General features: G+C 70.1%; 15 protein-coding genes. 7 read left to right on the top strand and 8 right to left on the bottom strand.

Going from position 1 to position 13391, the window contains the following annotated elements:
- Window position 1: 1 nt before the first annotated feature.
- On the top strand, window positions 2-1060 hold the full coding sequence (locus BLT28_RS11005) for a bifunctional NAD(P)H-dependent oxidoreductase/GNAT family N-acetyltransferase (RefSeq protein ID WP_030433897.1): 1059 nt from the start codon (window positions 2-4) through the stop codon (window positions 1058-1060).
- Here the strand turns inward: BLT28_RS11005 and BLT28_RS11000 are convergent.
- Window positions 994-1977 carry a GlxA family transcriptional regulator gene (locus BLT28_RS11000; protein WP_030433896.1) on the bottom strand — a complete coding sequence of 328 codons (984 nt, stop codon included), beginning with the start codon at window positions 1975-1977 and terminating at the stop codon, window positions 994-996. The genes BLT28_RS11005 and BLT28_RS11000 overlap by 67 nt on opposite strands.
- Window positions 1978-2048: 71 nt before the next feature.
- Between BLT28_RS11000 and BLT28_RS10995 the strand changes: the two genes are divergently transcribed.
- Together BLT28_RS10995 and BLT28_RS10990 are read left to right on the top strand one after the other, a co-directional pair.
- Window positions 2049-2381: a cupin domain-containing protein gene (locus BLT28_RS10995; protein ID WP_030433895.1), complete on the top strand. Its 333-nt coding sequence runs from the start codon at window positions 2049-2051 to the stop codon at window positions 2379-2381.
- A gap of 62 nt (window positions 2382-2443) precedes the next feature.
- Window positions 2444-3337, top strand: a complete 894-nt coding sequence (locus tag BLT28_RS10990) for an IS982 family transposase (protein WP_030433934.1) — start codon at window positions 2444-2446, stop codon at window positions 3335-3337.
- Window positions 3338-3357: 20 nt separating this feature from the next.
- On the opposite strand, the gene BLT28_RS10985 is transcribed toward BLT28_RS10990, so the two are convergent.
- From BLT28_RS10985 to BLT28_RS10975, 3 genes are all read right to left on the bottom strand, one after another.
- Window positions 3358-3546 carry a hypothetical protein gene (locus BLT28_RS10985; protein WP_030432702.1) on the bottom strand — a complete coding sequence of 63 codons (189 nt, stop codon included), beginning with the start codon at window positions 3544-3546 and terminating at the stop codon, window positions 3358-3360.
- Window positions 3543-5384, bottom strand: coding sequence for an amidase (locus BLT28_RS10980; protein ID WP_052408018.1), 1842 nt, complete (start codon window positions 5382-5384; stop codon window positions 3543-3545). Before BLT28_RS10980 ends, BLT28_RS10985 begins: the two co-directional genes overlap by 4 nt.
- A 205-nt stretch (window positions 5385-5589) precedes the next feature.
- Window positions 5590-5832: a hypothetical protein gene (locus BLT28_RS10975; protein ID WP_030432704.1), complete on the bottom strand. Its 243-nt coding sequence runs from the start codon at window positions 5830-5832 to the stop codon at window positions 5590-5592.
- 359 nt (window positions 5833-6191) lie between these two features.
- Here BLT28_RS10975 and BLT28_RS10970 point away from each other — a divergent pair, with 359 nt between their 5' ends.
- Window positions 6192-6632 (top strand): SUKH-3 domain-containing protein, encoded by a 441-nt coding sequence (locus BLT28_RS10970; protein ID WP_052408019.1) that lies wholly within the window; start codon window positions 6192-6194, stop codon window positions 6630-6632.
- Window positions 6633-6672: 40 nt separating this feature from the next.
- Here BLT28_RS10970 and BLT28_RS10965 read toward each other — a convergent pair whose 3' ends face one another.
- Together BLT28_RS10965 and BLT28_RS10960 are read right to left on the bottom strand one after the other, a co-directional pair.
- On the bottom strand, window positions 6673-7365 hold the full coding sequence (locus tag BLT28_RS10965) for a DUF2243 domain-containing protein (protein WP_063766685.1): 693 nt from the start codon (window positions 7363-7365) through the stop codon (window positions 6673-6675).
- Complete coding sequence (locus tag BLT28_RS10960; protein ID WP_030432707.1) at window positions 7362-7853, bottom strand: hypothetical protein; 492 nt, start codon at window positions 7851-7853, stop codon at window positions 7362-7364. Before BLT28_RS10960 ends, BLT28_RS10965 begins: the two co-directional genes overlap by 4 nt.
- A 435-nt stretch (window positions 7854-8288) precedes the next feature.
- Here BLT28_RS10960 and BLT28_RS10955 point away from each other — a divergent pair, with 435 nt between their 5' ends.
- Window positions 8289-9236 (top strand): DUF6461 domain-containing protein, encoded by a 948-nt coding sequence (locus BLT28_RS10955; protein WP_030432708.1) that lies wholly within the window; start codon window positions 8289-8291, stop codon window positions 9234-9236.
- Between the two features lie 117 nt (window positions 9237-9353).
- Here BLT28_RS10955 and BLT28_RS10950 read toward each other — a convergent pair whose 3' ends face one another.
- Window positions 9354-10493 carry a nucleotide disphospho-sugar-binding domain-containing protein gene (locus BLT28_RS10950; RefSeq protein WP_030432709.1) on the bottom strand — a complete coding sequence of 380 codons (1140 nt, stop codon included), beginning with the start codon at window positions 10491-10493 and terminating at the stop codon, window positions 9354-9356.
- 215 nt (window positions 10494-10708) lie between these two features.
- On the opposite strand from BLT28_RS10950, the gene BLT28_RS10945 reads away from it, so the two are divergent.
- Together BLT28_RS10945 and BLT28_RS42505 are read left to right on the top strand one after the other, a co-directional pair.
- Window positions 10709-11365 carry a hypothetical protein gene (locus tag BLT28_RS10945; RefSeq protein ID WP_156051668.1) on the top strand — a complete coding sequence of 219 codons (657 nt, stop codon included), beginning with the start codon at window positions 10709-10711 and terminating at the stop codon, window positions 11363-11365.
- Window positions 11278-11739 (top strand): GNAT family N-acetyltransferase, encoded by a 462-nt coding sequence (locus BLT28_RS42505; RefSeq protein ID WP_081900716.1) that lies wholly within the window; start codon window positions 11278-11280, stop codon window positions 11737-11739. The genes BLT28_RS10945 and BLT28_RS42505 overlap by 88 nt, the downstream gene beginning before the upstream one ends.
- On the opposite strand, the gene BLT28_RS10935 is transcribed toward BLT28_RS42505, so the two are convergent.
- The gene (locus tag BLT28_RS10935; RefSeq protein WP_052408021.1) at window positions 11687-13132 is read right to left on the bottom strand and encodes an ABC transporter family substrate-binding protein; all 1446 of its coding nucleotides are present in this window, start codon (window positions 13130-13132) and stop codon (window positions 11687-11689) included. The genes BLT28_RS42505 and BLT28_RS10935 overlap by 53 nt on opposite strands.
- Window positions 13133-13391: the final 259 nt, after the last annotated feature.

Genomic DNA, 13391 nt, shown 5'->3' with positions numbered 1-13391 from the left:
CATGTCAACGAATACATCACCGCGAGTGCTCGTCATCGTCGCCAGCGCCCGCCCCGGACGCATCGGGCCCGCGATCACCGACTGGTTCGTGCGAGCGACGAGCGCCGAAGCCGTTCGCTCCGGCGTCGTCGTCGACATCGCGGATCTGGCCGAGATCGGGCTTCCGCTGTTCGACGAGCCCGACCACCCCTCCGGCGGGGTCTACGTCCACGAGCACACCCGCGCGTGGAGCAGGCGGGTCGCCGCGGCCGACGCGTTCGTGATCGTCACGCCCGAGTACAACTACGGCATGCCCGCGGTGCTGAAGAACGCCTTGGACTTCCTCTACCGGGAATGGGCGTGGAAGCCGGTGGGATTCGTCAGCTACGGCAACACATCCGCGGGCACCCGCTCGGTGCAGATGGCCAAGCAGGTCGTCACGACCTTGAAGATGATGCCCATCGGCGCGACGGTCGCGCTCCGCCTGGCCGACAGCACGCAGGACGGCCAGGTGCTGGAGTCGGCAGAGCGCGACGAGTCCGCTCGCGGGGTGCTGCGTGAGCTGCTCCGGGTCGCACGGGCGACGCGGTCGTTGCGCTACGACGACGTCCGCGGCCCGGTCGACGGCCTGAGCCTCGCGGTCGCCCAAGCCGACGACTTACCGGAACTGCTTGTGCTGCAACGGTGTTGCTGGGTGCAGGAAGCCATCGCGAACGACACGCTCGACCTGGCTCCACTGCGCGAGACGCTGGACGAACTGCGCGCGTCGACCTCGGACTGGCGGCTGTGGTGCGTGCGCAGGCACGGACGGCTCGTCGCCGCGGTGCGGGCTCGCGCGCACGGGTCGGAGTGGCTGATCGGCCGCCTGATGGTGGCGCCGGACCAGGCGGGCAACGGCATCGGCTCGTGGCTGCTGTCCCATGTGGAGGGTCAGGCGCCCGCGGGGACGACGCACCACGCCTTGTTCACCGGCCGTCGCAGCACCCGCAACATCGAGCTCTACACGCGTGCCGGTTACGTCCTCGCCGGCGACGCCCCGGACGAGGACTCCGTCCGCCTCACCAAGAACGCCCGGCGGTAGGCGCCCGGCGTGGTGCCGAGGGCGTTGAGGAACCGCCTGCGGAGGTTGGTGGCCGAGGAGAGGCCGACGCGGCGCGCGATGGCTTCCAACGGGAGATCCGAGGACTCCAGCAGGTCCCGGGCCGTGGTGATCCGCTGGGTGAGCAGCCAGTGCCCCGGGCTGGTGCCGAGCTGGTCGGCGAAGCGCCGGGTGAGGGTCCGGGGTGAGACGCCCGCGTGCGCGGCGATCTGCTCCAGGGTCAGCGGTTCACCGAGCCTCGCGGTGATCCATTCCAGCAACGGCGCGAGCGTGCCGTCGATCTGCGCGGGGCTGGGCGGTGCCGAGTACTGCAGCTGCCCGCCCTCGCGATGCGGCGGCATGACCATGGTCCGGGCGATGTGCGCGGCGTACCGCGCGCCGTGGTCGCTGCGCACCAGGTGCATGCACAGGTCGAAACCGGCCCCGGCGCCCGCGCTCGTCGCAACGTCACCGTGGTCCACGTACAGCACGTCCCGGTCGACGTTGACGTGCGGGAAGAGCGCGGCGAACTCGTCCGTCAGAGCCCAGTGCGTGGTCGCCCGTCGCCCGTCCAGCAGCCCGGCGTGCGCCAACGCGAACGCGCCCGTGCAGATGCTGACCACCCGCGCTCCCCGGGAGTGCGCGCGGCGCAGTGCCCGGACGATCGCGGGGGAGGGCGGCTCCGTCTTGGGCTGCCAGCCCGGGACGATCACGGTGTCCGCCCGGTCGAGCGCGTCCAGCCCGCCGGTCACGAGCATGTCGTACCCGGCGTGCGTGGCGACCGGTCCGGGGCGCTCCGCGCACACGCCGAAGGAGTAGTGCGGCGGGAGGTCCGCCCGCTCGATCCCGAAGACCTGGGCGGCGCAGGCGAGTTCGAAGGTCGACTGCGGTGCGCGGACGAACGCCACAACTCGATGCATGACCGGAAAGTACCTCAGGATGTCTTTCCAGACACTCGGCCGGGCGTCCGCGGGCGGCCAGGCTGGACCCCATGACGACAGAGCAGGACATGGCCGGCTACGCGTGGTCCACCGTGCAGGACGCGCCGGTCCACGAACTCTTCCCCGGCATCCGGGCGCGCCCGTTGTGGCACGGGGACCACGGTGCGAAGGCGTACGTGGTGGAGTTCGACGCCAACAGCCGCTGGCAGGGGATCGACGTCCACGAACCCGGCCCCGAGGAGGTGTTCGTGGTCTCCGGCGTCTTCAACGACGGCTACCGCGACTACCCGGCGGGCAGCTTCATCCACGCGCCCGCCGGTTCCTCGCACATCCCGCAGACGACGACGGGCTGCACGCTGTTCGTCTTCTACCCCGAGGGCTAGACGAGTAATGCGTAAGTCGGGGTGGTGACCGGAGACGGGCGAAGGGTGTCCACGATCCGTGTGTGACGACAGACCTGAACACCCTTCTCACCGCACTCTACGTCAAGATCGACGACCGTCTCGCGGGCAGGACCCGCGTGGGCAGGCCACCGAAGCTCACCGACGCCGAACTGGTCACCCTGGCGGTGGCCCAGGCGCTGCTGGGGTTCACCTCCGAGGCCCGCTGGCTGCGGTTCCTGCCCGCCCGGCTGCCCGGGGCGTTTCGGTACCTGCCCGGCCAGTCCGGGTACAACCGCCGCCTGCGGGCGGCGCTGCCGCTGGTCAAGCAGGTGATGCGGTGGCTGGCCACCGACACCGACCTGTGGAGTGACACCACGTGGATCGTCGACTCCACCCCGGTGGAATGCGGCCGGTCCCGCCCCGCGGTGAAGCGTTCGGAACTGGCCGGGTGGGCGCACTACGGCTACTGCCGCTCGCACTCCCGCTGGTTCTGGGGCCTGCGGCTGCACCTGGTCTGCACCCCCGCCGGACTGCCGATCACCTGGGCGTTGGCCGACCCGAAGATCGACGAGCGGCAGGTGCTCATGGCCCTGTGCGACCACGAACCCCACCTGCTCACCGACCGCCCCGGACTGCTGATCATCGCCGACAAGGGCTACGTCTCCCGCGAGCTTGACCACTTCCTCGCCGAGCGTGAGGTGCGGCTGATCCGGCCGTCCTACCGCAACCGCACACCCCACCCCGGTGAGCCACTGCTCAAGTCCATCCGTCAGCTGATCGAGTCGGTCAACGACACCTTGAAAGGCCAGCTCAACCTGGAACAGCACAGCGGACGCACCATCGACGGTGTCGGAGTCCGCATCGCCCAACGACTCCTGGCCCTCACCGCGGTGATCTGGCACAACCGAGCCACCGGAGCACCCCTCACCCGATCACTGACCGCCTACGACCACTGACCCAGTTAGGAATTACTCGTCTAGCCGGGTCGCGCCGCGGTGTCGGGACCGGAGTCGTGCGGCAGAACCGAGGTGCTCAGCCTTGCGCGCCAGCCGACCGTCAGCATCTCCCCGTCCGTGGGCGAGGGGTTCTGCGACAGCAGGGAGATGGTGAAGGGCGTGCCGAACGCGACGGTGAAGAACGGCTCCGGCTGCGGTGGCGCGCTCATCGGCCCATCGCCTTGCGGATCGCCTGGTCACTGCGGAGCGGGTCGTTCGTGGGAGCGTTGGGCGGCAGCGGCGCGGGCTTCGGGGCGATCTTCCGCGTCGTCGGGAGCGCGGGGTCGGGCGGCACGGCCGTGTGGTACTCCGGGTGGTGGGCCTGGTAGTCGATCATCGCCTGGATGATCGTGGGCTCGGTGAAGCGCGGTCCCCAGAACTGCGCCGAGACCGGCAGTCCCCGGGCGAACCCGGTGGGGAAGCTGACCATGGGCCAGCCCAGCACGTTGGGCACCTGGTAGCCGGCGCGCATGACGGGGAAACCCGGTTCGGGCCCTGCGCGCCTGCCGATGACGTCGGCGATGGTCATGACGAGCATGAAGTCCACCTTCGCGTCGGCCAGTGCCTTGGCGTAGTTGGCGATGAGCGTCCGCCGCCGCTGTTCGCCCTCGTACCGCGCGGAAGCCGGGATGCCGCCGAGCAGGCGGTTGGCGCTGGCGAAGCTGGGTGCGGTCTCCCCGGGCGCGCGGCGGCCGTACACCTCGGTGAGGGTGGCGACGGCCTCGGCCGAGGGGATGCCGCTCGCGCAGAACCGGTCGACGGCCTCGGCGTAGCGGACCTCGTAGTTGTTCGAGTTGATCACCGCACCCGACGGCGAGACCGGCGAACCGTCCACAGTGGCCAGTACGTCCGGGGAGCCGAGGTACGGGTTCAGCTTCGTGTTGGTGATGTCCAGCCCGGGGAACTCGATGACCCGCGCGCCCAGCGCCCGCAGCTGCTCGACGAGCCGGGTGAACACCTGCCGGTGCTCCGCGCCGTAGAGCGACTGGGGAGCGACCCCGGGCTTCAGTTCGTAGTTGACGTACATCCAGTCGGTCTGCGGGATGCCGATCGTCAAGCCCTGCAACGGCTTCTTGCCCACGCGCGGGACGAACGGGATCGCCGGGAACGGGTTCGGCGGGGCCAGCGTCTGCGGGTCGTTGACCGGGTCGGGGCCCAGGATGGCGCTCAGCACCAGCGCCGAGTCCCGCGCCGACCGGGCGATCGGCCCGATGACGTCGTAGCCGGGGGCCAGCGGCATCAGCCCGGCCGCCGACACGGTGCCCGGCGAGGGCTTGATCCCGGTGGCGCCGTTGGCCGCGGACGGGCAGATGATGCTGCCGCCGGTCTCCTCGCCCAGACAGGCCGCGGCGAGCCGGGCGACCGGCGCCACCCCGGAACCCTGGCTCGACCCGCCGGGGACGTGGTCGAGGTTCCACGCGTTGCCGGAGAAGGTCCCGACGACGGAACCGGAGAACTCCGAGCACATCGTCATGCCCAGAGGTACCACTCCGGCCGCGCGCAGCCGGGCGACCGCGGTGGCGTCCCGCAGCGCGCGGTTGCCCGCGAAGGCCGGGCTGCCGTCCTGCGCCATCATGCCCTTGACGCCGATGGAGTCCTTGATCCCCATGGGAATCCCGCACAGCGGCGACAGCGCCCCGCCGCGGCGCCGGAACTCGGCGAGCCGTTCGTCGGCGGCGCGGGCGGCGGCCAGCGCGGCGTCCGCGTCGATCCGGACGAAGGCGTTGTACAGGCCGTTGTCGCCGTAGACCTCGAAGGGGCCGTTGAACTTGGCGATGCGTTCCAGGTAGGCCCGCGTCAGTTCGACACTGGAGGTCTTGCCCGCCCGCAGGAGCGCGGCCAGCTCGACGATCTCGTAGTCCACGAGGCGCGGCCGGTGCGGGATCCGGTCGACCGGCGGGAGGATCGCCGTGTCGGCCGCACCCGCCGTACCCGGGACGACGGCGAGCGCGGTACCGGCCATGGCCGTGCCCAGCAGCGACCGCCGGGTGAATTTCGCGTGGGACACGAAGCCGCCTCACTGTGAAGGATCACTGGAACCGCCGGACGCTAACACCACATCCGGCCGGAACGTGGTGCGTTTCAGCGATCCTTGACACGAGCAGGGGCCCCGCGCTCTTCCGGTGACCGGGGAGCGCAGGTGCTTCCGCTGTCCGTCGAACTCCGTGATCGGGGATCAGCGGAATGCCGATCCCCGATCTTCTCCGGAAGCGCTAGACCGCGCACCTCACTTCGATCCAGTCGGTGGCGTTCTTGTTGTCGAAGTTGTCGAAGTCGTTTCCGCGCAGCTCCTTGAGGGTCGGAACGCTGCTCTGGCCGGGGCGCCCATAATTCCATCCCCTGAGCAACGCCCGGTCGGTGATGAAGAAGGAATTGGCCCTGTCCCACCAGCCGCTCGGCAGGTCGTGGTTGCCGCAACGGCGGATGGCGTACCGGTCACCGGCACCCCAGGTCACCGTCGTACAAGCAGCCGAGCGTGTCGTGGGGGCAGTCGATCGGATCGGCCTGCGCCCCGGTGGTCGCCGTGGTCATGCTCGCAATCGTGAACGCCGCTACAGCAGCGGCTCGCAGCGCGCGACGAATAATAATTTTACTTCCCGCCTGTTCCCGTTTCGCTAACATTACCCGGGTCCGTCGACTATCCAGGCTGATTTCACGCCAACGGCGAAGTTTCAGCCTTGCTTGAACGGGCAAACTCCATTGCGAGTTTTCCGGGAATGATGCCAACATTTGTTGTGCGGCCGGTGGGCACGGATGCGAGAACACCCGGGGCTTACGATCCCGGAGAGGCTTCACTCGAGGGAAGAAGCGTGAGATGAGTTCGATCGACGAGTGGTGGCCCCAGCGGGCGATCGATCTGCTGACCCGGGCGGGGTGGTCGCCGGGGCGCGCCGTGGACGTCGCGGGGTGGCGTGCGGAACTGGCGGAGAAGGGCTTCGTGATGCACGAGGCCGCCGAACAGGTGCTCACCGAGTTCGGCGGGCTCCTGCTGGAGGCGGACGGGGCGGGCGTGCGCAGCGGCCGCTGCACCGTCGAGGTGGATCCCTTGTACGGCGCCTCCCTGCGACCGTGGTTGGACGAGCTCGGTGCCAAGGCGGGGGCCCGGGACCTGTATCCGCTCGGCGAGGTCGACTGGGGACACGCCATCCTGGCGATCGATCCGGACGGTGTCGTGTTCAAGGTGTGGGGACCGGGCGTCACCAAGGTGGGCAAGGGCCGGGACGCCCTCGTCCGGCTGACCGAAGGCGACTACTGACGTCGTCGTCCTGTCGGTGAGGGGGAGGGCTGTCCGCCGCTCATCCGCCGAGGGTGGTCACCGCCGTCGACAGTGCCCTCGCGTGCTGGTCCAGTTCGGCGTCGGTGGGGTCGGCCTTTCCGGTGCGGCGCAGCAGCTCCTCCCGGCTGATCACTTCCAGCGCCTTCCCGCGCTGGTCCGCCGCCGCGACCTCGAACCGCCCGTGCACGAGGACGAGCGCCGGGTCCGGCAGGCCGGTGTCGAGCAGCCGCCGCAGATCCCGGCCGCGCACCGTGGCCGACGCGTCCGGTGGAGAACTCCCGGTGGAGCCGGCGAGCCACGTCCCCGCTGCGGTGAGAAGCAGACCGAACGCGAGGAAACCCAGGTCGTAAGCGAGCTGGTGCGGGCCGGCGCGCACGTGGTGCACACCGAGCAGGTGGTGGTCGATGATGCCCTCGACGAGGTTGAACCATCCCCAGCCCGCGAGCATCCACCCGGCCAGCCGCGGCCCGCGCGACGGGAGGTCCGCGGGGCGAGCCGTGGCCAGCAGCGCGACGCCGACGAGTACCACGACCAGGCAGCCCAGGTGGAACAGGCCGTCCGCGGCCATGGTGGCGTCGGTGTGCTCGGGGTACCAGCCCGACAGCATGTGGTGCCATCGCAGCAGCTGGTGGGCGACGATGCCGTCGACGAAGCCGCCGAGGCCGAACCCCAGCACCAGACCGGCGCTCATCCACGCCCGCCGGCCGGTCACGTGATCATCGCCGAGCCGAACGCGTGCCTGCCCGCGCTCACCCGGAACGGCTCCAGTTCCGCGCGTTGCCGCTGCGCCCGGTCGATGAGGTGGTCGAAGTCCACCTCGGGCAGGAACGAGGCGAGTCCGGCGAGGTCGCGGAGCGTGGTCCACAGCTGCTTCTTCCCGTCGATGCCCATCGTCAGGAACTCCAGCTCCTCGAAGCGGCTCAACGGCGAGTAACCGGTCAGCCGGCCGTTGAGCTTCAAGCGGCCCAACCATTCCGCGCCGATCACCGCGAGGTTCTTGACGGGATCGGGCCGCACGCCGAGGCAGCGCATGATCCGCCGGAACGTCTCGACGTCCTCGGCGATATCGGCGGCCACGCGCGCCAACGCCGCACCGAGCGGTGTGCCGGGGTTGTTGCGCCGAGCCCGCCGCGCCAGCGCACGCCACAGCACCCCCAACGCCAACTGGTCCTTCAGGTAGATCGGGAGAAGTCTGTCCACGGCCCTGGCGTACCCGTCGAACATCGTGGCAACCGCATCGCACCGGAATCCGCGCACCGCGTCGGCTTGCCGGCGAGGCGAGGGTCCTTGCGCGCCTCGTGGCACTGCTGCAGCGCCAGGTCCTGGGAAATCTCGTTAGGGAACCGCTGAACCTCCTGCCACCACGCGGCGTGTGCGACGGAGGTGAAGGCGTCCATGAGGGCGAGGGCGACAGCGTCCCGGCGACGTGCGCGGACGTCGCACGCTGGGTTCCCGGCTGGTCCGACGGGCGTCTGACAATCCACTGTGGACAATCACTGGCGACGGAGCCGCGCACGTCCGCACAGTGGGCTCGCATCATTCAAACCCTTGGTACAGGACGATCAGGTGCTCTAGCCAGTGGGCGGACCCGATCGCTAGGCTCACCCGCCTCCGACCGGGACCGAGGGGACGGCAGTGGGCGACGATCTGGCGTGGGCGGATGCGAGTCCGGGCGAGGGGCAGGTGCTGGATGAGATCTTCTGCCTCACCTTCGTCCGTGGCGTCGACGCCGCCGAGGCGCTGCGACGGATGGGCGGCATGCCCGACACCGTCGCGACCCGCACGTCTTCGGACCACTGGAAGCTGCACAACTTCGACGACGGCTACCCGGAGACCGCATTGGCGTTGCCGCTGGGCACCTGGACCGTCGTGTTCGAGCCGAGCGGGTTCAACGGTTCGAGTTTGACGCCGGTGGTGTCCCGTGGCACCGAGGTGGTGTCCGTGCTGCGGCACGATTACGCCACCCCCTCGTTCGACTACGCGGTCGACGGTGAGCTGATCACCACCTTCGACCCGACCTTCCCCGCCCATCGGTACGGCGCCGATCCCGACCGCCTGCTGCCCCGCATGCTCGACGTCGGTTTCGGCATCACCGAGGACGAGGAGGACGACGGGTTCGACAACTTCGACGGCGCTTTCGGGCGCAGCCTGCGACTGATCGAGCAGGTCACCGGCGTCCTACCGGCCTTCGAAGCCCTCACCGGGCCGCTGACCAGCGCTTACCTCGAACCCTGGTTCACCGAGGCACACCGGAGGCCGGCGGGCAGGCCTGGGCACGACGGACCTGTCGACGCCCTCGCGGAGGTGCGGCGGCTCAGCAGCCTGCACGGTCTGAGCGACACACCGGGCCTCGCTGACGCGCTCGCCGCGGTCGAACGCGGCGAGCAGGTCACAGCCACCCCAGACAGCCCGCTCGGCCGACACGTCCGCACCTGGCTCACCGACAGCCGGCGTGCCAGCTGGTCACTCAACGACCACAGCGCACGGCACCGCATCAACGAGACCGAACGCCGCCGCGCGTTCGAGCTCGGCTGGCTCACCGTCGCTCTGGGCGCAGCCATCCGGCCTGACCTGGTTCGCTGATCGTGGGAACGCCGGAAACCCTTCGTCCACTGTGGACTCATCGGAGGCGCACCGTCCTGGTCGCCGCGGGTACCTAGGCGCTCTCCCGATCCGGTCTCCTTCGGAGGCCGAACCGGGTCACGCCAGCAGCCGCGGCAGCTCGGCAGCGATCTGACCGGGAGTGGGGCGTTCGGCGTTCTCCCTGGCCAGCTCCGCCGCGGCCGCGCTGGTCGCGTCGTCGGTCAGGAGACCGGCGATCTGCTCGGCGACCTTGTCGACCGAACCGAGCGCTCCCGCGCCCGTCGCGGCCAGCTGGTTGGCGTTGAACCGCTGGTCGCCGACGGTGGGCAGGACCAGCTGCGGCACTCCGGCGGCCAACGCGGTCATGGTCGTGCCCGCGCCGCCCTGGTGCACCACCGCGACGCAGCTCGGCAGCAGCAGGTGCAGGGCCAGCGGCTTCTGCGCGATGTGGACCGTGTCCGGCAGCCCGGCGAACTTGGCGTGGGCGCGCGGATCGGTGGTCACCACGACCTCCACGTCCAGCTCGCTCAGCGCCTTCGCGACCCGGGGCGCGAGGAAGACGCGGTCGTCGTCCATTTCGGACATGAGCGTGCCCCACGTGACGCACACGCGCGGGCGGCTCGGGGGAGCGAGCAGCCAGTCCGGCACCTCCGCGGTGCCGTTGTAGGGAACGAACCGGATCGGCTGGCGCGGCGAGCGTCCCCCGGGGAACTGCATCGCGGGTGGGCACGGGTCGAGCACGAGGTCGGAGTCCGTGCGCAGGCGGTCAAGGCCGAAGCGCCGCACCAGGTCGCCGGTCGCGACGGCCTCCTCGACCGGGATCGTCTCGGAGAAGTCCGCCGCCCACAGGTGTTTGACCACCGGGACCCCGAGCGCCTGGGCGGCCACCGCGCCCGCCAGGTTGAACGGCTCGTGCACGAGGACGTCCGGCCGGAACACCCTGCCGAAGGCCACCAGGTCGTCGACCACCGCCTCCGCGTACCGCACCGCGCCGCCGTCGGCGGTGACCGCCGCCGCCATCCCGTCCTGACCGGGCTCCTCGTCCGCGACGCCGCCGAACATCCCGGCGAAGTCCTTGGTGAAGTCGAGGTCCCTGCCGACCGCGACCGCCGGGGCGCCGGTGGCCGTGACCGCCTGGACCAGGGCGGGTTGCGTCGCCACTCGCACCTCGTGCCCGGCGGCGAGCAGGCCCCACGTCAGCGGGACGAGCGGGTAGTAGTGGGACCGCCACGCCCAGGTACTGATCAGCACGCGCACCGCCGCAGCGTGCAATGCGCGGGCGTCGCTGTCAACCAGGGTTTCCTTTGTCGGAAAAGGAAAAGAAATCGCCGGCGCTCGTGTCCACAATGGACTGGGAAGCCGAGGTGGGCTTGTCCGGTGCGTGGTCAACCGGATTCACCCCTGGCGGAAATCCGCTCCATCGAGCCCCGGATCAGCGAGAACGGCCGAGCCCTCTGTGCGAGGATGGCGCAATGAGGCGTTCAGCCGTGTTTCTTTCCGGTGCCACCGCGGTCGTCGCCGTCGTGGCGGGCGGGTGCAGTGGGCCGATCGCGGGCGTGCCGGTCGCCGCGCCGCCCGACGCGAGTCCGACGACCGGCGCGGCGCCGACCAGCCGGACGACCGGGCCGACCACCGTGGAGCTGCCGCCGAACACCGTTGGCGACCCGGAAGGCAAGTTCTACACGGCCACCGTGCCCGGCGGCCTCGTCAACGCCACGAAGCTGGTGTCGTGGAGCGGGACCAACCACGCGGTGCTCACCCCGAGCGGCAACCCGCAGGACAACCAGAACTACATCACCATGAGCACGGACGCCCTGAACAAGGGCGACGCCAACGCCATCGAGCACGCGCTGAAGAACCCCAGGGTCGTCATGAAGGACCCACCGCCCACCCGGTACTCGCGTCAGGCGATCGACGGCCGCGAGTCGGTGGTCCAGTCCATCGGGCCGTCGAAGTCGCCGCGCGATCCCAACGTGTCCGTCTCCCAGCGGGTCTACTACATCCCGAACAAGGACCCGCAGGGACGCCCGGTCGTGGTGCGGTGCCGCTGGATCGACTCCAACAAGGAGCTGGCCAAGGCCATCGAGGGCGGCTGCGGCGAGCTGGCCGGGCAGATCAAGCTGAAGTAGCGGGGTGGTCGTGGGCAGCACCCGCAGCCGATGACCCGCGACCACATCCGGCTCGCGGAGCCCGGCGACGTCGACGGTGCCGCGGACGTGCTCGCGCTCGCCTTCGCCGACTACGCGTGGACCCGGAGCGCCAGGGCAAGGGGCTGGGTCGCGCGATCGTCGAACCCGGCCTGGCGGCCGCGGACGCCGCCGGTGTCCCGAGTTCCTGGAGACCTCCGAACGCGGCGACATCACCCTTCTACGAACGGCTCGGCTTCACGGTGACCGCCGAGGTGGAGCTTCCCGACCAGTCGGGCCTTCCGCCGCGAACCACGATGCTGATCACTTCAGGAAGCCGACCTTGGTGTAGTCGGCCGGGCGGAAGAACGCCGTGACGTCGGTGTTGACCAGCCCGGCTCGCACCGCGTAGTGGCCGGTGGAGGTGTGCAGGGGCAGGCAGAACGCTTCCTCCCAGATCGCCTTGTCGATCTCGTTGCCCAGGGCCATCCGCTTCTCGTCGTCGAGTTCCCGGCTCGCCTGCTCGAAGAGCCGGTCGATGCGCTCGTTGCCGTTGTGGCCCACGTTCAGCTGGGTCGTGCTCCCACGGGTGTAGAAGGGAACGGCGAAGCTGATCGGCCGCGCGTCGTCACCGCCGCGGGAGAACAGCGCCAGGTCGAAGTTGCCGACGTTGATGTACTCGGGGAAGTACGCCTGGTACGCGACCTCCTGGATGTCGATCACCACGCCGAGCGCCCCGAGCTGCTGCTGGATCATCTTGGCCGTGTCCCGCCGCTCGGGGTGGTCGGCCGAGATCACCGTCCGCAGCCGCAGCGGCCTGCCGTCCCGGTGCCGGACGCCGCCGTCGAGCCGCCAGCCCAGCGCGTCGAGCCTGCGGGCGGCCTCCGCCGGGTCGAAGGTCAGCAGCGCCGAGTGGTCCTGGTAGTACCGGGAGTTGACGGAGAAGATGTGGTTGTCCGCCCGGCGTCCCACGGCCGCCGTGCCCGCCAGCACCGCCCTGGTGATCGTCGCGCGGTCGATCCCCCTGGCCAGCGCCGCGCGCAGCTCCCGGTCCGCGACGATCGACCCGGGCGCCCCGTTGAACACCGCCAGCGCGAACCCCTCCATCGAGCCGATCGGGCGCACGGTGGTCCCGGGCAGCCCCTCGACCCGCACGAGCTCGTCCCAGGTCTCGACGAACGCCTCGTCGATCTCCCCGTTGCCGAGCGCCTCCGGCTGCGTGCCGGGAGGGACCGCGCGCAGGACGATCCGGTCCAGCTTGGGGCGCTCACCCCACCAGGCCGCGTCCCGCACCAGCGTGATCGTCTTGGCGACCTTGTCGAGGTGGTCGACCTTGAATGGGCCCGTGCTCAGCAACGGGGCGTCCGCCCACGCGGTGTCGAAGACCTTCGGGTCGGGGGTGAGCGATCTCGGGTACAGCTCGGTGAACAGGTGCTTCCGCTCGGCGAACCGGTCGGTGAAGCGCACGATCGCCTCGAAGTCGTCCGCGCCCCGCTCGACGCCGGCGATGTGCTCGTACCCTCGCGCGGCGATCAGCTTGTACTCCGGGTTGGTCGGGTTCGTCGCTCGCCACTGCGCCGCGACGTCCTCCCAGGTGATGGGCGTTCCATCGCTCCAGCGCGCTTTCGGGTCGAGCCGGTAGGACACCACCTGCGGATCGGTGGACAGCAGCCGGAACGACTCCAGGTAGTCCTTGTTGGGCACGACCACCCCGTGCCGGCCGACCCGGACCAGCGACGGCAGCGCCCCCTCCGGTTCGCCGGGGAGCATGGTCGCGTCGATGTGCAGCCCGTTGAACTGCGGCGAGAAGGGCCGTCAGACGGACGGGAATCGGTGTGGACACTCACGGCTCCTCGGTGCCATTTCGTTAATGAGGCTGCCGAGAGTGCCTGCGGTCAGTGGAATCGGACAACGTGTGATCAGCATTCTGACCACCCGGCGAGTCCGGTCACCGGCTCGCCCTTTTTGAACTGGTAGGAGTCCCTTCGGGTCTGTGTGGGGAATTTTCGTTCGCGTACGTCGGTGCTGT

The organism is Allokutzneria albata (assembly GCF_900103775.1).
Taxonomy (GTDB): domain Bacteria; phylum Actinomycetota; class Actinomycetes; order Mycobacteriales; family Pseudonocardiaceae; genus Allokutzneria; species Allokutzneria albata.
Note: the sequence above shows the minus strand (reverse complement) of the source record. Positions and strands in the feature narration are given on the sequence as shown.

Excerpts from the sequence above, each read along its gene's own strand:
- BLT28_RS11005 (WP_030433897.1), top strand. The coding sequence starts at position 2 with ATGTCAACGAATACATCACCGCGAGTGCTCGTCATCGTCGCCAGCGCC.
- BLT28_RS11000 (WP_030433896.1), bottom strand. The coding sequence starts at position 1,977 with ATGCATCGAGTTGTGGCGTTCGTCCGCGCACCGCAGTCGACCTTCGAA.
- BLT28_RS10995 (WP_030433895.1), top strand. The coding sequence starts at position 2,049 with ATGACGACAGAGCAGGACATGGCCGGCTACGCGTGGTCCACCGTGCAG.
- BLT28_RS10985 (WP_030432702.1), bottom strand. The coding sequence starts at position 3,546 with ATGAGCGCGCCACCGCAGCCGGAGCCGTTCTTCACCGTCGCGTTCGGC.
- BLT28_RS10970 (WP_052408019.1), top strand. The coding sequence starts at position 6,192 with ATGAGTTCGATCGACGAGTGGTGGCCCCAGCGGGCGATCGATCTGCTG.
- BLT28_RS10945 (WP_156051668.1), top strand. The coding sequence starts at position 10,709 with ATGAGGCGTTCAGCCGTGTTTCTTTCCGGTGCCACCGCGGTCGTCGCC.
- BLT28_RS10935 (WP_052408021.1), bottom strand. The coding sequence starts at position 13,132 with ATGCTCCCCGGCGAACCGGAGGGGGCGCTGCCGTCGCTGGTCCGGGTC.